General features: G+C 71.4%; 15 protein-coding genes. 9 read left to right on the forward strand and 6 right to left on the reverse strand.

The genetic code is table 11. The annotated features are described in order from the left end of the window. Positions 1–220 precede the first annotated feature (220 nt). The 6 genes from ACZ7C5_RS20060 to ACZ7C5_RS20085 form a co-directional block, all read right to left on the reverse strand. Positions 221–1,600: an MFS transporter gene (locus tag ACZ7C5_RS20060; protein WP_401079769.1), complete on the reverse strand. Its 1,380-nt coding sequence runs from the start codon at positions 1,598–1,600 to the stop codon at positions 221–223. A gap of 242 nt (positions 1,601–1,842) precedes the next feature. Then, the gene (locus tag ACZ7C5_RS20065; protein ID WP_470323125.1) at positions 1,843–3,018 is read right to left on the reverse strand and encodes a 3-deoxy-7-phosphoheptulonate synthase; all 1,176 of its coding nucleotides are present in this window, start codon (positions 3,016–3,018) and stop codon (positions 1,843–1,845) included. A gap of 64 nt (positions 3,019–3,082) precedes the next feature. Then, the gene (locus ACZ7C5_RS20070) at positions 3,083–3,412 is read right to left on the reverse strand and encodes an ArsR/SmtB family transcription factor (RefSeq protein WP_470323126.1); all 330 of its coding nucleotides are present in this window, start codon (positions 3,410–3,412) and stop codon (positions 3,083–3,085) included. A 101-nt stretch (positions 3,413–3,513) separates the two neighbouring features. Continuing rightward, entirely contained in the window at positions 3,514–4,323 is an 810-nt protein-coding gene (locus ACZ7C5_RS20075) for an aminotransferase class IV (RefSeq protein WP_470323127.1), read from the reverse strand. Further along, the gene (gene pabB / locus ACZ7C5_RS20080) at positions 4,320–6,440 is read right to left on the reverse strand and encodes an aminodeoxychorismate synthase component I (protein WP_470323128.1); all 2,121 of its coding nucleotides are present in this window, start codon (positions 6,438–6,440) and stop codon (positions 4,320–4,322) included. The genes ACZ7C5_RS20075 and pabB overlap by 4 nt, the downstream gene beginning before the upstream one ends. A gap of 48 nt (positions 6,441–6,488) precedes the next feature. Beyond that, entirely contained in the window at positions 6,489–8,039 is a 1,551-nt protein-coding gene (locus ACZ7C5_RS20085) for a carboxylesterase/lipase family protein (RefSeq protein WP_401078612.1), read from the reverse strand. A gap of 252 nt (positions 8,040–8,291) precedes the next feature. Between ACZ7C5_RS20085 and ACZ7C5_RS20090 the strand changes: the two genes are divergently transcribed. The 9 genes from ACZ7C5_RS20090 to ACZ7C5_RS20130 all read left to right on the forward strand — a co-directional run bounded on the left by ACZ7C5_RS20090 (position 8,292) and on the right by ACZ7C5_RS20130 (position 18,426). Beyond that, positions 8,292–9,707, forward strand: a complete 1,416-nt coding sequence (locus ACZ7C5_RS20090; protein ID WP_401078609.1) for an NAD(P)/FAD-dependent oxidoreductase — start codon at positions 8,292–8,294, stop codon at positions 9,705–9,707. Next, a complete protein-coding gene (locus ACZ7C5_RS20095; protein WP_401078606.1) occupies positions 9,704–10,987 on the forward strand; it encodes a cation:proton antiporter in 1,284 nt (427 codons plus the stop codon). Before ACZ7C5_RS20090 ends, ACZ7C5_RS20095 begins: the two co-directional genes overlap by 4 nt. 25 nt (positions 10,988–11,012) lie before the next feature. Then, positions 11,013–11,879 carry a diiron oxygenase gene (locus tag ACZ7C5_RS20100; RefSeq protein ID WP_401078604.1) on the forward strand — a complete coding sequence of 289 codons (867 nt, stop codon included), beginning with the start codon at positions 11,013–11,015 and terminating at the stop codon, positions 11,877–11,879. Beyond that, positions 11,879–12,721 (forward strand): class-II aminoacyl-tRNA synthetase family protein, encoded by an 843-nt coding sequence (locus ACZ7C5_RS20105; RefSeq protein ID WP_470323129.1) that lies wholly within the window; start codon positions 11,879–11,881, stop codon positions 12,719–12,721. The genes ACZ7C5_RS20100 and ACZ7C5_RS20105 overlap by 1 nt, the downstream gene beginning before the upstream one ends. A 119-nt stretch (positions 12,722–12,840) precedes the next feature. Then, complete coding sequence (locus ACZ7C5_RS20110; protein WP_401078600.1) at positions 12,841–13,083, forward strand: phosphopantetheine-binding protein; 243 nt, start codon at positions 12,841–12,843, stop codon at positions 13,081–13,083. 25 nt (positions 13,084–13,108) lie between these two features. Beyond that, positions 13,109–13,936 carry a class I SAM-dependent methyltransferase gene (locus ACZ7C5_RS20115; protein ID WP_470323130.1) on the forward strand — a complete coding sequence of 276 codons (828 nt, stop codon included), beginning with the start codon at positions 13,109–13,111 and terminating at the stop codon, positions 13,934–13,936. A gap of 64 nt (positions 13,937–14,000) precedes the next feature. Then, the gene (locus tag ACZ7C5_RS20120) at positions 14,001–15,581 is read left to right on the forward strand and encodes a class I adenylate-forming enzyme family protein (protein ID WP_470323131.1); all 1,581 of its coding nucleotides are present in this window, start codon (positions 14,001–14,003) and stop codon (positions 15,579–15,581) included. A 32-nt stretch (positions 15,582–15,613) separates the two neighbouring features. Next, the gene (gene hemA, locus ACZ7C5_RS20125) at positions 15,614–16,861 is read left to right on the forward strand and encodes a 5-aminolevulinate synthase (RefSeq protein ID WP_470323132.1); all 1,248 of its coding nucleotides are present in this window, start codon (positions 15,614–15,616) and stop codon (positions 16,859–16,861) included. Next, on the forward strand, positions 16,858–18,426 hold the full coding sequence (locus ACZ7C5_RS20130; RefSeq protein WP_470323133.1) for a long-chain-fatty-acid--CoA ligase: 1,569 nt from the start codon (positions 16,858–16,860) through the stop codon (positions 18,424–18,426). The genes hemA and ACZ7C5_RS20130 overlap by 4 nt, the downstream gene beginning before the upstream one ends. Positions 18,427–18,510: the final 84 nt, after the last annotated feature.

Here is an 18,510-nt window from a genome sequence, read left to right on the forward strand (position 1 = left end):
CTGTGGAGATACCCAGGGACGGGCGACGGCGGGTGCCTTCGGCCACCTGAGGGTGGAGGCCGGCCCGGCTCCCGGACAGTGCCCTCCTGCGAACGGCACTTCCGGAGATCAGTGCGATGGCAGGCCCGGCCGGTGCGGCCGCCGGGCCTTCGGTACAGCGGGTCGCCGTCCCCCCGCCGGGCGGGCGGCCACGGGCGGGGGGACGGCGTCGGGACAGGGGTCAGTCGACGCTCTGCGTCTGCCGTTCCGGCTGCGGGGCGACCACGTCCGCGGGCTTGGACTTCACCAGCCACAGGCCGGTGCCGACGGCGGTGAGCAGACAGACGGCCCCGGCGGTGAGGAAGGCGCTGTCCAGGCCCGCCTCGAAGGACGCGCCGCCGGACTGCCTGCCGGTGACGATGGCACCGAGCACCGCCACGCCGAGCACGGCACCGATCTGCCGTGAGGTGCTGCTGATGCCCGATGCGAGACCACCCTCCTGCGGGTTGACCGACTGGATGGCCGCACCGGTCAGCGGCGACATCGTCAGGGCGAAGCCCGCGCCGATGATCGCCAGGCGCCACCAGACGTTGACATACCCGGTGTCCGCGTGGACGAAGCCCAGGGTCAGCAGCCCCAGCCCGGCCAGCACCAGACCGCTGGTGACCACGACCCGGAAGCCGTACTTGGCCGCCAGCCGGCCCGCGTACGGGCTGACGATCGCCATGCCGAGCGAGGTGGGCAGGGTCTCCAGGCCGGCCACCAGGACGGAGGCGCCCTGCACGGTGACGAAGAACTGCGAGAAGAAGAAGACCGAGCCCATGAGCGCGAAACCGACCATGACCATGGCCGAGTTGGACACCGTGAACAACGGGTTCCGGAACAGCCGCAGCGGCATCATCGGCGCCGACTTGCGTCCTTCGACCACGAGGAACGCGACGATGAGCACGACCGCGGCGACGAAGCTGCCCAGGATGGTCCCCGAGGTCCAGCCCTGGGAGCCGCCCTCGATCAGCCCGTAGGTCAGCGCCCCGACGCCCAGGATGGAGAGGACCGTTCCGGGGACGTCGATGGCCGCGGCGTTGTCGTTGCGGGACTCGCGCAGGCGGGGCAGGGCCACCAGCAGCAGCACCACGCCGATGGGCACGTTGACCAGGAAGATGGAACGCCAGTCGAAGGCGTTCACCAGGATGCCGCCGGCCAGCGGTCCGGCCGCCAGGCCGATTCCGCTGATGCCGGCCCACAGGCCGATCGCCTTGACCCGCTCCTGCGGAACGGGATAGGCGGCGGCGATCAGGGCCAGCGAACCCGGGCTCAGGGCCGCGGCTCCGATGCCCTGCAGCACACGCCCGGCGATCAGCCAGTCGAGCGAGGGGGCGAGGGCGCACACCACGGACGCGAGGGTGAACACGACCACGCCGGACAGGTAGATCCGCTTGCGGCCGAAACGGTCGGCGAAGACGCCGCCGGACAGCAACAGCATCGCGACCAGCAGGACGTACGCGTCCACGATCCACTGCAGTCCGGACAGGTCGGTGTGCAGTCGATTCTGCATGTCGGGGAGCGCCGCACCCACGATAGTACTGTCGAGCAGCACCATGAACTGCCCCACGCAGGCCATGGCGAGCACGACCGATCGGTTTGATCGAGCTTCTACGGACACAGCAAACCCCTTCGGGCACTTCCGAGTTCGGTGGATCCCGCGGTGAGCGGGAGCTGAGGTTCCAGCTGCACGGCAGGCGTGCGGTTCCCGCCGGACGCCCGCGGGAAGCGGGCAGCCCGACGAGACCCGTGCCGAGGCGGTGTCCGCCTCGCCGTGAGCGTGGAAATCGGGGAGGCGGTTCCTGAGCCCGCCGCGGACGCCTACGTGCCGGACATCGCCATTTCCCTGAGCGGAGTGGACTCCCGGTGCGGCGACAGCAGTTCGCCCACCAGCCGGGCCAGACGGGAAGCCTGCCCCGGGTTCAGCCGGGGGTCGCAGGCACTGCGGTAGTCGGTGGCGAGGTAGGCGTCGTCGATGTCCGTCGCGACGCACTCACTGACGTCCTCGCCGCTCACCTCCAGGTGGATCCCACCCGGGGTGACTCCCGTGTCGTTGCAGGCACCGAAGAAGGCGCGGGTCTCCGCCTCGACGGTGGTGACCACACGTGTCTTCACCCCTGCCGGGCTGACGACCGTGTTGCCGTGCATCGGGTCGCAGATGACCCGGTCCGTCCAGCCCTCCGCCGTGATCCGGCTCAGCATGGCGTAGAGGAGGTCGTACGCCCGGCGGTGGCCCATCCGGAAGATGAAGGCCAGCCGGCCGGGAACGTTGTCCGGATTGAGCACGGCGTGCAGGCCCGTCAGGACCGTCGGGGTGGCGGTCGGCCCGATCTTCACCGCGATCGGATTGGCGATGCCGGCGGCGAAGTCGATGTGGGGTCCGGTCAGCGACCGGGTGCGCTCGCCGATCCAGAGCAGGTGGGCCGAGTGGTCGTAGAAGCGGCCCTCGGCCGTGGCGGGGCGGGTCTGCGGCCGCTCGTAGTCGAGCAGGAGCGCCTCGTGGGAGGTGAAGACCCCCGAGCCCGCCAGGTAGGAGAGGGTCTTCCTGGAGTGTTCGTGGGCGTGGACCAGGTTCCGGGGATCGGGGGTCCGTCGTGCCGCCGAGAAGTGCTCGCCGTTGACGGCGTCGCCGAGGTAGGACGGCAGGGTGATCCCCGAGCGGCCTTCCGTCGGCGCCGAACGGGGCTTCGCGTACTGGCCGGCGATCCGGCCGACCGTCACCACCGGCCGGCCGGATCCTCCCGCGATCTCCCCGGCCATGGCGCGCAGCAGCGCGACCCGGTCCGCCACCGACGCCGGTGTGTTGTCACGGAAGGTCTCGGCACAGTCGCCGGCCTGGAGGACGAACGCCGGTTGCGCGAGCCGGGAGCGTAAGCGGTCGATGTCCGGGGCGGTGACCAGCGGGGCTGCCCCGGCCAGCGCGTCCCGGGCCCGGCGGACCGCCGCCCCGTCGGGCCAGTCCGGCTGGTGGTCTCGTTCCGGTGTGGCTGCGATCACTGCGAAATCCATGGCAAGACCCCCGTCAAGCCTTGTGGGTAGGCAAGTGCGTTGCGCGTCGCCGTCAGTGAACGGCGGTGGGTGTGGATTCGTTCTCGGTGAGACGCAGGACCATGTCGAGCAGGCCGGGGAACTGGGTGCCGAGGACGTCGGTGCGCAGCCAGACGCGACGGCATCGGCCGTCGACCGCCATCCTGACCACGCCCGCCTCGCGCAGGATGCGCCAGTGGTTGGTCAGCGTCGACTTCGGCACTTCCAGGCCGGCGCCCGAACAGGCCATCCCGGGGCTGGTGGAGACGCACGCCACCAGCTCCAGACGGACCGGATCACCGAGCGCGTACAGCACCGACGCGAGGGTCAGTTTCTCGGATGCCGGCTCGGGCAGCGGTCTCATGTGGATGAACGTAGCACATAATTCGATAGTTCGGGACTTTCGAACAATTGCCTCCTCCGCCTTGCGCAGCAAGGGTCCTGGGTCCGATCGGCGGACGGTTCTCAGTCGACCGCCGGGCTCTGGCCCACGGCGGACGCCAGCGCGTCCAGCCGCGCCTGCCAGAGCGGAGCCCGTCGTGCCGGCCCGGCCACCGCGGTGGATCCGACCCACTCCCGCACCGGCCGGATGCCGTGCAGCGCGTTGACCACCCACGTTTCGAGCCCGGCGAGCTCCCGGGGGCGGGGACACGCGTGGGCGACCCGGGTCCTGGAGGCGGCCGCGAGCCCCAGCAGGGTCCTCCGGGTGACGCTCGGCAGCAGGTCCGGACGGGCCGCGTCGGGGGCGTACAGGGTGTCACCGTCCCACCAGAGCAGGCTGGTCGTGGTCCCCTCGACCAGCCTGCCGTCCGCGGAGAGGATGAGCGCCTCGTCGGCGCCCCGGCGCCGAGCCGCCGCCCGGACGTCCGCGAGCCAGTCCAGGTCGGGCCCCTTCACGGCCGGCCGCCGCCGCCGATCGGGGCCGTCGTACGCCCAGAGCCGGACGGCCTCGCCCCGGACCGGTGCGGGCCGCAGCCACAGGTGGAACCCCGGCTCGCCGTCGAGGAGGGTGAGTTCCACCCGGGGGAACCACCGGCCGACGGCCGGAACGCGCCGGACGGCGGCGTGCAGGAAGGCCGCGGTGCGTCGCTCCGGTACGGAGAACAGGGCGGCGCAGGCGGAGGTGAACCGGTCGAGGTGGGCGTCCAGCGCCACCACCCTGCCGTCGGTGACCAGCCAGGAGTCGATGACGTCCACTCCCCCGCCGGCCGGCTCGGCGAGGAGGACGCCGTCCGGCTCGGACCACCGCCAGCGCCGGGTCAGCGGGTCGGTCACGGTCGGCGCCGTCCGCTGTCCGAGGGCTGCGGCGGCAGCACCCGCAACGAGGCCCGGGCCTTGAGGAGCATCTCGTCGAGTTCGTCGGCCGGGCTGGAGTCCAGGACGATGGCCCCGCCGGCGCCGATGCTCAGCTCGTCGCGGTGACGTACCGCGGTGCGGATCACGATGCTGAGATCGGCCGTACCCGTCAGCCCGAGGTACCCGAGCGCACCGGAGTAGATCCCCCGCGCCTCCGTTTCGAGACCGTCGATGATCTCCATGCTGCGCAGCTTCGGCGCACCGGTCATCGAGCCGCCCGGGAAGCAGTGCCGCACGCACTCCACCGCGCCGACCCCGGGGCGCAGAACCCCCCTGACGGTGGAGACCAGTTGGTGCACGGTGGCGTAGGACTCCACGGCCATGAACCTCGGGACCTCGACCCCGCCGACCTCGCAGACCCGGCCCAGGTCGTTGCGCAGCAGGTCGACGATCATGAGGTTCTCGGCCCGCGTCTTGGCGCTGTTCGCGAGTTCGGCGGCCAGTCGCGCGTCATCGGCGGGATCGGTGCCGCGGGGCGCCGTTCCCTTGATGGGCTTCGTCTCCACCACGCGATCCGCGTCGATCCTGAGGAAGCGCTCGGGCGAGGCGCTGAGGACGGTGACCTCGCCGAGCCGCAGCAGTGCCCCGTAGGGCACCGGGTTGGCGGCCCGCAGCCTGCGGTAGTACGTCAGGTTGTCGCCGGCGAACGGGATCCTGACCTTGTTGGTCAGGCATATCTCGTAGCTCTCACCGGCGACCAGCTCGTCGCGGCACGCCTCGATGTCGCGGAGGTAGCCGTCCGGCTCCCGGGACAGCCACGGGGCCGGATCGGTGCCGTCGCCGGCCGCGTCGGGGGTCTCCGCCGCCGCGTCGGGCCCGTCGAGCAGCGAGGCCAGGGTGGCGGCGGTGCTGTCGAGCCACTTCCGCGCGGACCGCCTGGTCTCCGGGTCGCCGCGGTGCAGCGCGACCACGTGGGTGGCCCCGTGCTCGTGGTCGACGGCGATCAGGCGGTCGGCGAACATCCAGGCCGCGTCGGGGGTTTCGGCACTGTGCCGGTTGACGGAGCCGAGGTCGCCCTTCAGCTCGTAGCCGAAGTAGCCGACGTACCCGCCGGTGAGGCCGAACGGGAGCCCCGGGTCGGTCAGCCTGCGCTCGGCGAGGCGGCTCTCCAGGACGTCGAAGACGGTGCCGCTCTCCCGGTGGCTGCCGGCCGCGTTCCGCACCAGCACCGCGCGGTCGGCGAGCCGGTAGGTCAGCACCTCGCTCAGCGGGCCCGAGGCGTCACCGAGGAAGGAGAACCGGGACAGCCCCGGCTCGACCCGGCTGCTGTCGAGCCAGAAGGCGTACTCCGACAGCCCGAACAGCTCCGTGTACGCCGCCTCGGTGTCCACGGCGCCCGGCAGCGTGAGTGCGAGGAGCTGGTAGGCGTCCTCGTCCGGGCCCGCCGGGGAGGCCGGCGCGGCGGACACCGTCGACTCCCGCACCGGCCGGCGGGCCGGGCCGCCGGACGCCCCGGCCCGGGCGAGCGTGAGGTCCCTGAAGTTGGCCATGATCTCGCGGCCGTACTCCGAGGCGATCGACTCGGGGTGGAACTGGACTCCCCACTGGGGGCGGGTGCGGTGCCGGATCGCCATCACGACGCCGTCCTCCGCCCAGGCCGTGGCCTCGATCGCTTCGGGCAGCGGCTCCTCGACCCGCAGCGAGTGGTAGCGCACGGCGGTGAAGTCCTGCGGGACGCCGCTGAACAGTCCGTCTCCCGCGTGCCGGACCTTCGTGAGGTGCCCGTGCCGCGGCTGCGGCGCGCGGTCGACCGTCGCCCCGGCTCCGTGGGCGATCGCCTGGTGGCCCAGACACACTCCGAGCACCGGCAGTTCGGCCCGCTCCAGGACCTCCCTGACGTGCCCCAGGTCGCGGGCGGTCCGCGGGCTTCCCGGCCCGGGCGAGATCACGATGTTGTCGAACTCCGCCAGGTCGAGTGTGGTCAGCACGGGGTCGTCGTTCTTCAGGACGGCGGGCTCGTGCCCGTTCACCTCGGCGATCAGCTGGAAGAGGTTGAACGTGTACGAGTCGTAGTTGTCGATGATCAGGCTGCGCATCAGGACACTTCCGGACGGGACGCCGGGCCTCGGCGTCGGCATGGTCATCTACGAGGCGGGGACGGCGAGTCGGGAGTCCCAGGCGGCACGGTGCTGTTCGCGCGGATCGGTCTCCACGCGGCAGGTGGTGTCGAACGTCATGACCGAGCGCTCCGCGGCGTCGTAGCGGGCCCATCCCGGGCTGCCGCTCCTGGCGAACTCGATCCAGCTGTCGCGCAGGGCGCGCCCGAGCTCGACGGGGGCGTCGGGGCCGACCTGGGGGGCGAAGGCGGGGTCGTCGAACTGGTCGAAGAGGAAGGGCACCTCCAGGAAGTGCGCCGCGCCGTAGTGGCCGTCGAAGGCCGGCGACCCCTGCCAGGCGAACTCGTAGGCGAAGGTGTTGCCGCCGGACTCGGCGTGCAGCCGGGTGAGTTCGATGGTGGGGCCGCGCCAGATCCAGTTGGTCACCGTCTCGGCGAGCTGTTCTCCCAGCGGCAGGTGCCCGTAGAGGGAGCGGGCGGCGGCGCGGCACTCCTCCGGGACGTCGTACGCGCGCTGGGCGTCGAGCAGGTCCTGCTCGGTGGCGGAGGTGAACTGCCCGTTGCGCATGAGGAAGTAGCGCGACTCGTCCCGATTGGTGCCGATCAGCAGGTCGACGGAGGACGGGATGCGCGCACCGAGGTCGGCGTCGGGGAACAGCGTGCCGTCCACGACCGGGATGAAGGGACTGAACCAGTAGGTGTACGGGTGCCAGCGGTTCGCGTCGCGGAAGCGGACGTCCAGGGCGCGGTGGCGCCGGCCCAGCAGTTCCTTGAGCGGGATGTCGCGCACGTCGCCGTCGACGTTCAGGTCGGCGAGGACGCGCTCGGCGACGGCGGCCCCCTCCTCCGCCCCGACCACCAGCGACGGGCAGGGGCTCTGCAGGATGGCCCGGTGGACGAGCCCCTCGGCGGCCGCCGTCCCGGCGATCGCCGCGATGATGGCGCTGCCCGAGGAGTTGCCGAACACCGTCACGGCGTCCGGGTCACCGCCGAAGGCCGCGATGTTGTCGCGCACCCAGCGCAACGAGGCGACCACGTCCTGCATTCCCGCGTTCGTGGTGCCGCCCGGAACGGAGAGGAATCCGTCCACGCCGAGCCGGTAGTTCATGGCGACCACGACGACACCTTCGCGGGCGAAGACCGAACCGTCCGCGCGGGAGGTGGCGGCGCTGCCGGAGACGTAACCGCCCGCGTGTATCCAGACCATGACCGGCAGCCGGGCCGCCCCCGGGTCGGGGGTGTAGACGTTGAGGGTCAGGCAGTCGGTGTCCCACGGGTAGAGCGGTGTGGCGTCCACGAGCGAATAGGTGTTGGGCTGCGGCGCGCAGGCACTGTATTCGAATGCTTCACGCACTCCGTCCCACGGCTGCGGCGGCTGCGGCGGCTCGAAACGATTGGCACCGTAGGGATCCGCCGCGTACGGGATCCCCTTGAACGACACGACTCCCGCATGGACGCTTCCCGCGACGACGCCCGAGGTCGTGGTGACCAGAGCCGGTTTCGCCGCATTCTCGTGCGTGCTCAATGACGGTCCTTTCTGGATTCGTTTCCCGGCGCTGGTCCGCCGTCTTCCGCGCACCGGGGGGAGGGCCTTCGCCGGCGGTGGCCGCAAGTGGCCGACCGCATTCGGCCGGCGCGGGGCAACCCATCGCTATACCGGTCGCCGCCGCTCACCATATCCCCCCGGTCAGGGCTTTTGCCGATCGCCCGGAAAAGCGGAGGGTGGCCACCTCCGGCCACCCGCTTCCGGCTGTTGCGATCGGCGAGGGCCGAAGCCTAGCGTCAGCCACGTCCGAAGTTTGACGTCGAATTCGAGACGAGGAAGCGGATAATGGGGGAGCAAACTCAGGTTCTGGTCATCGGCGGCGGGCCGGCCGGGAGTACCGCCGCCGGACTCCTGGCGCGCCAGGGAATCCAGGTGACCCTGCTGGAGAGTTCGACATTCCCGCGGTACCACATCGGTGAGTCGATCTTGCCTTCGGTGCTTCCCGTGCTCGATCTGCTCGGCGTCCGGGAGAAGGTCGACAACCACGGTTTCGTCCGCAAGGACGGCGCGTACTTCGAATGGGGCCCGGAGAACTGGGACCTCAACTTCGACCACCTCAGCGGCGCCGGCCGGTACAGCTACCAGGTGATCCGGTCCGAATTCGACCACATTCTGCTGAACAACGCCGAGGAACTCGGCGTGAACGTTCGGCAGGGCGTGCGGGTCACCGAGATAGAATTCGACCAGGGACGGCCCGTGAAGGCCCACTGGGCCTCCACCGACGACCGGTCGGTCACCGGCGAGATCGCGTTCGACTTCCTGGTCGACGCGTCCGGCCGGTCCGGTGTGATGGCCACCAAGTACCTGAAGAACCGCCGCTACCAGGAAGCCTTCAAGAACGTCGCGGTGTGGTCCTACTGGCGGGGGGTCAAGCCGCTGGACAAGGGTCCGGCCGGCGCGATCGCGGTCTGCTCGGTGCCCTACGGCTGGTTCTGGGCGATCCCGCTGCACGACGGCACCCACTCGATCGGCCTGGTGGCCAAGCGCACGGCGTTCGCCGCCGAACGGGAGCGGCTGGGCGGCATCGAGGAGCTCTACTTCGACGCCCTCTCGCAGTGTCCGCGCGTCGCCGAGATGGTGGAGGGCGCCGAGCGGCTGCCGGAGTTCAAGGTCGAGCAGGACTACTCGTACATCTCGGACCGCTTCACCGGCCCGGGGTACATGATGATCGGCGACGCGGCCTGCTTCCTGGACCCGTTGCTGTCGACGGGCGTGCACCTCGCCACCTTCAGCGCGCTGCTGGCCGCCGCGTCCATCTCCGCCGTCGTGGCGGGCGAGCTGTCGGAGGACGAGGCCGAGGCGTTCTTCTCCAAGGCGTACCGGCAGGCGTACGAACGGCTGCTGGTGGTGGTGTCCTTCTTCTACAAGAGCTACAACCGCCAGTCGCAGTTCTTCGAGGCGGACAAGCTGACCCGGCGCGAACGGCACATGCTCAACCTGTACGAGTCGTTCCTGCACATCGTGACCGGCGTCGAGGACCTGGACGACAGCCAGGACGGCACCGCGGCGCTGGACAAGGTGGCCGACCGCATCCGCTCCCAGGGCGACCTCGACACGGAGGGCGGCATCCTCGCGGGCCACAACGAGGCGATGAACTCGATGCCCTCGTCGCCGGACAAGGCCGTGGGCGGGCTGTACCTCGAACTGAAGCCGAAGCTCCGCATCCGGCGGCTGGTCGAACCCGCCGTCGGGGCGGAGTGACCTCCAGCCAGAGCATCACGCTCCTGCTGGTGCTCGCCGTGGTGTTGGTGGTGGCCAAGACGCTCGGCTCACTGGCCACGAGGCTCGGCCAGCCCTCGGTGATCGGGGAGATCCTGGCCGGCATCCTGCTCGGCCCGACCCTGATGCCCGACGCGGTGGAACGCGCCCTCTTCCCGGCCGACATCCACCTGGTGCTGCGCGCGCTCGGCAACCTCGGGATCGCCCTCTTCCTGTTCCTGATCGGCCAGGAGCTCACCCGGCATCCGCCGCGCCGGCGGACCGGGGTCGTCCTCGCCACCACGGCCGGCTCGATCGTGGTGCCGTTCGCCCTCGCCTGCCTGCTGGCCGCGTTCGTGGTCGTGCCGTCCGGCGGAGGATCGCCGGGGTACGTGCTGTTCATGGGCACCGCGATGTCGGTGACGGCGTTCCCGGTGCTGGCCCGCATCGTCCAGGACCGCGGGATGCTGGCCACCCCGGTGGCCGGCATCGCCCTGGCCAGCGCCGCGATCGGGGACCTGATCGCCTGGTCCGCGCTGGCCGTGACGGTCATGGTGGCCTCCGGCCAGACCCAGTGGCGGCTGCTGCTGATGATTCCGATGCTGGCCCTGGTGTTCGGCGTGCTGCGGCCGCTGCTGGCCCGGTGGGCCGGCCGGCGGACGCGGCAGGGGCGGCTCCGCGAGCCGTTCGTGGTGGCCCTGATCGGGCTGTTCGGCTGCGGCGCGGCGACGGAGTGGCTGGGCCTGCACTTCATCTTCGGCGCGTTCCTGTTCGGCCTGGTGATGCCCTCGGGCCCGGGCGGGCTGGACGAGCCGGCCGGCCACCGGCTGGGCCTGCTCGCCGAGTACCTGTTGCTGCCGGTCTACTTCGTGGTGGCCGGCGCGCAGGTCGACCTGTCCCGGCTCGGGGTGTCCGGCCTGGCCGAGTTCGGCGCGATCATGCTGGTCGCGGTCGGCGGGAAGTACCTCGGCGCGACGGCCGGCGCCCGGTGGTCCGGGCTCGACTGGCGCCGCTCCGCGGTACTGGCCGCGCTGGTCAACACCAGGGGGCTCACCGAACTGATCATTCTCACCACCGGACTCCAACTCGGCCTGGTGGACCAGCGGCTGTACTCACTGATGGTGCTCATGGCGGTGCTGACCACCGTGATGACCGGACCGGCGCTCCGGATCCTGTACCCCCCGCGCCTGGTCGACGCGGACCGCGACCGGGCGGCCGGGAAGCCGGTTCCCGACCGGTCACCGGCCACCGCCGGATCGGCGGCCGGCGGCGTCCCCGCATGAAACGTCCCGAATGGAGCGGCACACCATGGTCAGCGACCTGATCAATTCCGACCAGCGATTCCTGGACATCCTCGACCGGCTGACCAACAAGTCGATCGACGACTACTACAACCCCTACCGGCTCTTCGAGTGGCCCGACAGCCTGCCGGAGGACATGTGGTGGATGAGCCCCGAGCTGACCACCACGCACGGGACCTCCCTCGCCGGGCGCCTGACCGAGCAGCAGCTGCACGCGCTCTCCAAGGCCGAGAGCATCAACTTCTACAGCCTGAACGTGCACGGCATCCGGGAGCTCCTCATCGAGGTCACCCGCCGCATCCACACCAGGGGATTCGAGACGCCGTCGAAGTTCTTCCACCACTTCATCGGTGAGGAGAACGAGCACATGTGGTTCTTCGCCGAGTTCTGCCTGCGCTACGGCGGGAAGATCTACCGGCAGCCGGCCGGGGCGGCCGCCGAGATCCCGAGGTCGGACGTGGAGAGCCTGCTGGTCTTCGCCCGGATCCTGATCTTCGAGGAGCTGGTCGACCACTTCAACTCCCGGATGGCGCTGGACGACCGGCTGCACGAGACGATCCGGGGCATCAACCGGATCCACCACCAGGACGAGTCCAGGCACATCGCGTTCGGCCGCGAGCTGGTCACCGCGCTGTTCGGCGACGTGAAGCGCAACGCGACCGAACAGGAGCTGGCCGACATCGCCGGCTACCTGCGCCGGTACCTGACGTACAGCTTCGAGTCGCTGTACAACCCGCACGTCTACCGGGACGCCGGCCTCGCCGACCCGCTGGCCGTGCGCGAGGAGCTGCTGGCCGCGCCCACCCGGGCGGAGTTCGAGCACAGCGTCTTCCGCAAGACCTCCAGGTTCCTCGAGAAGATCGGGATCATCTGATGGCCGCGGGCTCCGCGCGGGCCGCCCACACCGGCGCGCTCGCCATCCTCGACCCCGACCAGACCGATCTGCTGCGCGAACTGGACCGCGTCTTCACGGGCTGGGGCCGGGCGGCCGGCGCCCGGGAGATCCTGCCGCCGCCGATGTACCCGGTGTCCGACCTGGAGAAGTTCGACGTCTACACGAACTTCCCGCACCTCGCCCTGGTCGCGGCCCCGCTGGACCTGACGGACGGTCCGCCGAAGCCGGCCGACGGCCGGTTCACCGCGGCCGATCTCCAGGAGCCCCGGCTCGGCCTGCCGCACGCCACCTGCTTCGGCGCCTACCTGTTCTTCGAGGGCGCCGAACTCGGCGAGGACACCCTGGTGACCCTGGTGAACCGGTGCTTCCGCAACGAGGACCACTACGTCCCGCTGCGCCGGCTGACCAGCTTCCAGATGCGCGAGATCGTGGCCCTGGGGTCCTACGAGCACACCCAGCGGGTGCTGGCCGACTTCACCGGGCGGATCACCGCGTTCGGCGCGGCCCTGGGACTCGGCCTGGACCGGGAAGCCGCCGCGGACCCGTTCTTCGAGAACGACGGCGCGCGGGCGCTGATGTCCAGGCTCAGCCCGGTCAAGTACGAGTTCCAGGCCGGTGACCTGGCCATCGCGTCGGTCAACACACACCGCAACTTCTTCGGCGAACGCTGCCGCATCCGGCTCACCGACGCACCCGGCCACGCCTTCACCAGCTGTGTGGCCTTCGGCCTGGAGCGCTGGCTGGCCGTGCTGACCGACGCGCACGGCAGCGCGACGCGGGCGCTGGAGGCGGTCCGGGAGGCCGCCCCGCGCATCCCGTGACGCCGGACCCACCTGAACCGCTGAACCCGCCTGGCCCGCCGGCACCGGCCGCCTCGCGGTGAGCCCCACCCACGACCCCCCTTCGTGCACGGCCCGCAACCCAGACAACAGGAGCACCCATGGCAACGACGGGCAGCATCGACGAAGTCCGCAGCTGGATCCTGAAGCGGCATCCGGAGCGGCAGACCATCGACCCCGAGGAAAACCTCATCGAGACCCGCCTGGTCGACTCGCTGACCTTCGTCGAGCTGGTCTACGTGATCGAGAACGCCACCGGCGTGGAGATCGACTTCGACAACATCGTCATCAGCGACTTCCAGACCCTGGCCGCCATCGAGAAGGCGTTCTTCGTCGCGGCCTGATCCGTACCGGACCAAGGAGGAACTCATGGAAGCCGTCTCTTACACGGCCCAGTGGACAGCCGCGGCAAGGGCGTTGGAGACCGAACGCGGCGACAGCTCGACCTTTCAGGACCCCTACGCCCGCGCGCTGGCCGCGCCGCGCGGATTCGAACTGCTGGAGAAGAACCGGGGCAGCGGGCTCGCCCCGTTCATCGCGATCCGCACCCGGTACCTCGACGAGAGCATCAGGGAGATCCTCTCGGACGACGGCATCCGGCAGATCGTGTTCATCGCCGCCGGCATGGACACCCGCCCGTTCCGGCTCGACTGGCCGGACGGCGCGACGGTGTACGAGGTCGACTTCCCGGGGCTGCTGGAGGAGAAGCGCCGCCGGCTGGACGGGCTCGGCGCACAGCCGCGGGTGACCCGCCACGAGGTGGCCGTCGACCTGCGCCTGGAGTGGCTGCCCGAGCTCGAACGGGCCGGCTTCGACCGCACCCGCCCCACCCTGTGGATCACCGAGGGCCTGCTGTTCTTCCTCACCCCCGAGCAGGCGACCGGCCTGCTCCGGGTCCTCGGATCGGCTTCGGCACCGGGCAGCTGGCTGGGCGTGGACTTCGTCAGCCAGGCGCTGCTGCGCAGCCCGTTCTCCCAGGAGTTCCGCCGCAGCCTGGAGGAGGACGGCACGCCCTGGCTGTTCGGCACCGACGAGCCCGAGGAGTACCTGGCCTCGATCGGCTGGAAGGCCCGGGACGTCAAGGAACCCGGCGAGCCGAGCACCGCGCACGACGACTGGCCGTTCCAGGTGCAGCCCCGCGACCGCAAGGGGCCCTCGCGGAGCTGGCTGGTACGCGCCGAGTACGTCGGCAACTGAGAGCGGCGACCTCATCCGGGGGTCCTGACCGCCTGAACCCCTTGGGCCGGTGGGAGAGATCAGCATGGCAACCGACAGTCGACAGTGGTGGACGGCAGCGGGCGGATACACCGCCGAACTGCTGACCGTTCTCGCGCGGGACCCCGGGAAACCGGTGCTGCACTACCGCGGTTCCTGGATCACCGGGGGCGAGCACCTGCGCTCGGTGACCGGCATCCACCGGACGCTGCACGCGTCCGGGGTGGCCCGCGGCACGGTCGTCGGCGTGCTGACCGCGTCGAACAGCCCGGACATCCTCGCGGTCCGGCACGCGGCCCACCTGCTCGGGGCGGCGGTCGGGCACCTGCGCTCCACCAACCCGGGATCCAGCGCGGCGATGCTGGCGGTCGACGACCAGCTGGAGATCCTCCGGACCACCGGGGCCGCCGTGCTCTACGCCGATCCGGACAGTGGCGACCGGGCGGCCGGGCTCGCCCGGGCGGCCGGCCTGCCACTGATCGGCCCCGGTGTGCCCGGCCCGGGGCGGGTCGTGCCCGGCGACGACCCGGGCCCGGCCCGGCCCGTCCCCTGGTCGCCGGAGGACCTGGCGGCCATCGCGTTCACCAGCGGCAGCACCGGGCGGCCCAAGGGGATCAGGAAGTCCCGGCGGTCCTGGGACAGCGTGGTCCACGGGACCATCGCCCAGGGCCGGGAGGCCGAGCTGATCACGGCGCTGGTCGGCACCCCGCTGAGCCAGACGGTCGCCCAGCTCGCCGATGCCGCGCTGATCGACGGAGGCCGGCTGGTCCTGCTGGAGGAGTTCGCGCCCGACCCCTGGATCCGTGCGGTGGGCGAGCACGCGGTGACCCGTACCTTCATGGCCACGAGTCACCTGTACCGGGTCCTCGACCGGCTCGCGGACCTCGGCCCGGACGATCCGGCGGTCGCCGCGCTGGCCGGACTGCGCCGCGTCGACTACGCCGGGAGCCCGGCGGCGCCGTCCCGCCTCGCCGAGGCCGTGAAGCTGATCGGTCCGCACCTCTTCCAGCAGTACGGCACCTCCGAGAGCGCCAGGATCAGCTGTCTGACGCCCGAGGACCACGCCGACCCGAAGCTGGTGACGACGGTGGGGCGGCCGTTCCCCGGTGTCGAGATCGGGATCAGCGACCAGGAGACCGGCGCCCCGCTCGGCGACGGCCTGGTCGGCGAGGTGCGGGTCCGGTCCCCGCACCTCATGGACGGCTACCTCGACGAGGTGCTGACCGCCAGGGTGCTGCGCGACGGCTGGTACCACACCGGTGACATCGGCCACCTCGACGAGCACGGCTACCTGCACCTGCTCGACCGGGTCGCCGACATGGTCAAGATCGACGGGGTCAAGGTGTACCCCACGGTCGTCGAGCGCGCGATGCTCACGATCCCGGGCATCTCGCAGGCGGTCGTCTACGGCTTCCTGGGCCGGGACGGTCTGGAGCACCTGCACGCGGCGCTCACCCTGCGCCGGGGCGCTTCGGTGAGCCTCTACGAGGTGCGCGGACACCTCGGCAACATCCTGTCGCCGGCGCACGCCCCCGAGCGGATGCACGTCCTCGACGAGATCCCCCTGAACGGGGCGGGGAAGCCCGACAAGCCACGCCTGCGGCTGGAGCACACGTCGCACGTCTGACAGCAAGCCCAACCCACCATGGAGCGGAGAGCATGCCCACGCATCTGGAGCACTTCACGACCGACCTGACGCCCACCCGGACACCTTCCCGTGAGTTCCTCGAAATCGGCAGGCGCGCCGGGGACTTCCCCAGCGCCGTGGCACGCATCCCCACCGGTGACACCGAGGTCAGCGTGTGGTGCAGCAACGACTACCTCGGCATGGGCCAGCATCCGCGGGTGCTGGAAGCCGTCCACGAGGCGGTGGCCAGGTTCGGTGCGGGTTCCGGTGGTTCGCGCAACATCGGCGGCACGAACCACCTGCACGTCGAGCTGGAGCGGGAGCTCGCCGACTGGCACGGCAAGGACGCGGCGCTGCTGTTCACCTCCGGGTACACCGCCAACGACGGCGCGCTGACGGTGCTCGCGGGCACCCCGGCCGACACGGTGGTGTTCTCGGACGAGCTGAACCACGCCTCGATCATCGACGGGCTGCGGCACAGCGGCGCCACCAAGCGGATCTTCCGGCACAACGACGTCGAGCACCTGGCGCGGCTGCTCGCCGAGACCGACCCGGAGCTGCCGAAGCTGATCGTGCTGGAGTCGGTCTACTCGATGTCGGGCGACGTCGCGCCGCTCGCCGAGATCGCCGAGCTGGCGGAGCGCTTCGGTGCGACCACCTTCCTCGACGAGGTGCACGCGATCGGCATGTACGGGCCGCAGGGCGCCGGCATCGCGGCGCGCGAAGGCATCGCGGACCGGTTCGACGTCGTCATGGGCACCCTCGCCAAGGGGCTCGGCACGGTGGGCGGCTACATCGCGGGCCCGAGCGACCTCATCGGTCACGTGAGAGCCGTCTCCCGCGCGTTCGTCTTCACCACCTCGTTGCCGCCGGCCGTCGCGGCGGGCGCGCTGGCCGCGGTGCGGCACCTGCGGGTGGACGAGACGGAACGTCTGCGGCTCGCCGAGAACGCCCAGCTGCTGCACAGCCTGCTGGACGACGCCGACATCCCCTTCAGGTCCTCCGACTCGCACATCGTCTCCGCGGTCGTCGGCGACGACGCCCTGTGCAAGCAGGCGTCGGCGCGGCTGCTCGACCAGCACCGCATCTACGTGCAGGCGATCAACGCCCCCAGCGTGCGCGCGGGTGAGGAGCTGCTGCGGATCGCGCCGTCGGCGACCCACAGCACGGCCGACGTGCGGAAGTTCGCGGAGGCGCTCGCGGGGATCTGGCTGGACCTCGGCATCCCGGGCGCCTCCGAGCGGAAGGGATCGCCCCCGGTCGCCGGGGGCACACGGTGACACGGCCACTGGCCGCCGTGCTCGCGGACACCGCGGCACGGCGGCCGGACGAGCCGGCGCTGATCTGGGACTCCTCCTCCGTCACCTACGGGCTGCTGTGGGAGCGGGCCCGCACCTGCGCGGCCGAGCTGCGGCGGCACGGGATCGGGCCCGGCGACCGGGTCGCGCTACTGCTCCCCAACACGCCGCAGTTCCCCGTCGTCTACTACGGCGCGCTCGCCCTGGGCGCCACCGTGGTCCCGCTCAACACGCAACTGCGGTCCGGCGAGATCGAGTTCGTGCTCGCCGACAGTGGCGCCCGGGCACTGGTCTGCGCGGAGGCGACGGCGGACGAGGGGGCGACGGCGGCGGCCGCCGCGGGCGTCACGCTGTTCACGGTCGGGGCCGGTCACCGCGACGCCGTACGGCTCGACCCGCGTGATCCGGCCCCGCCCGTCCCCAGCCACTTCGCCGGCTCCCCCGACGACGTCGCGGCGATCCTGTACACGTCGGGCACCACCGGCCGCCCCAAGGGGGCCGTGCTCACCCACCGCAACATCGTCACCAACATCGAGGTGACGGCCGCGGCCCCGTTCGACGTGCGGCCCGACGACGTGCTGCTCTGCGCCCTTCCGCTGTCGCACACCTTCGGCCAGACCTGCCTCATGGGCACGGCGTTCCACGTCGGCGCCACCGTCGTCCTGATGCCCCGGTTCACCGCGGTGCCCGCGCTCGAACTGATGGCCCGGCACGGCTGCACCGTGTTCATGGGCGTGCCGACGATGTACCACGCGCTGCTCGCGGCCGTCGCCGACGGGGTGCCCGCGCCGCGGCTGCGGCGGGCGTACAGCGGCGGTTCGGCGCTGGCGGTACCGGTGCTGAACCGGGTCAACGAGGTGTTCGGCTGCCCGGTGTACGAAGGGTACGGGTTGACCGAGACCTCCCCCTGCGTCGCCTACAACATGCCGGGGTCGCCCGTCCGACCGGGCACGGTCGGGACACCGATCGACGGTGTCGAGGTCGCCATCGCCCGGGCCGACGTCGAGGGCCGCGTCGCGCTGCTGCCCCCGGGGGACGTGGGCGAGGTCGTCGTCCGCGGCCACAACGTGATGTCCGGCTACCTCGGGCTCCCCGAGGAGACGGCCGCCGTGCTCGTCGACGGCTGGTTCCGCTCGGGCGACCTGGGCGTGCTGGAGGCCGACGGCCGTCTGCGGCTGGTCGACCGGAAGAAGGACGTCATCCTCCGCGGCGGCTACAACGTCTACCCGCGCGAGGTCGAGGAGGTGCTGCTGCGGCATCCCGCCGTCGCCCAGGCCGCGGTGATCGGCGTTCCGGACGACCGCCTGGGCGAGGAGGTCTGCGCGGTCCTGGTGCCCCGGCCGGAGTCCGCGCGGTCCCCGGACCTGGCGGCCGACATCATCGACTGGAGCCGGGAGGCCCTGGCCGGCTACAAGTACCCCCGCCGGGTCGAGTTCACCGACTCGCTGCCCCTGGGCCCCAGCGGGAAGGTCCTCAAGCGCCTCCTGGTCTCCCGGCTGCTGTCCGAGCGGGACGGGCCGGAGGCCTCTCCGCACCCGGGGCCGTGACTGCGGGAACCCGACGGGACGAGGGGAGCGGCGGCCCGCCCGAGCGGGCCTGCCCCGAACGGCCGGAAGGGGCCTCCGACGCGG

The sequence above is a fragment of the Kitasatospora sp. NPDC036993 genome, from assembly GCF_055607525.1.

What these genes read in the sequence shown, in the direction of transcription:
- ACZ7C5_RS20060 (WP_401079769.1), bottom strand. Translation starts at nt 1,600, where the DNA reads ATGGCCTGCGTGGGGCAGTTCATGGTGCTGCTCGACAGTACTATCGTG.
- ACZ7C5_RS20070 (WP_470323126.1), bottom strand. Translation starts at nt 3,412, where the DNA reads ATGAGACCGCTGCCCGAGCCGGCATCCGAGAAACTGACCCTCGCGTCG.
- pabB (WP_470323128.1), bottom strand. Translation starts at nt 6,440, where the DNA reads ATGCGCAGCCTGATCATCGACAACTACGACTCGTACACGTTCAACCTC.
- ACZ7C5_RS20090 (WP_401078609.1), top strand. Translation starts at nt 8,292, where the DNA reads ATGGGGGAGCAAACTCAGGTTCTGGTCATCGGCGGCGGGCCGGCCGGG.
- ACZ7C5_RS20100 (WP_401078604.1), top strand. Translation starts at nt 11,013, where the DNA reads ATGGTCAGCGACCTGATCAATTCCGACCAGCGATTCCTGGACATCCTC.
- ACZ7C5_RS20105 (WP_470323129.1), top strand. Translation starts at nt 11,879, where the DNA reads ATGGCCGCGGGCTCCGCGCGGGCCGCCCACACCGGCGCGCTCGCCATC.
- ACZ7C5_RS20110 (WP_401078600.1), top strand. Translation starts at nt 12,841, where the DNA reads ATGGCAACGACGGGCAGCATCGACGAAGTCCGCAGCTGGATCCTGAAG.
- ACZ7C5_RS20115 (WP_470323130.1), top strand. Translation starts at nt 13,109, where the DNA reads ATGGAAGCCGTCTCTTACACGGCCCAGTGGACAGCCGCGGCAAGGGCG.
- ACZ7C5_RS20120 (WP_470323131.1), top strand. Translation starts at nt 14,001, where the DNA reads ATGGCAACCGACAGTCGACAGTGGTGGACGGCAGCGGGCGGATACACC.
- hemA (WP_470323132.1), top strand. Translation starts at nt 15,614, where the DNA reads ATGCCCACGCATCTGGAGCACTTCACGACCGACCTGACGCCCACCCGG.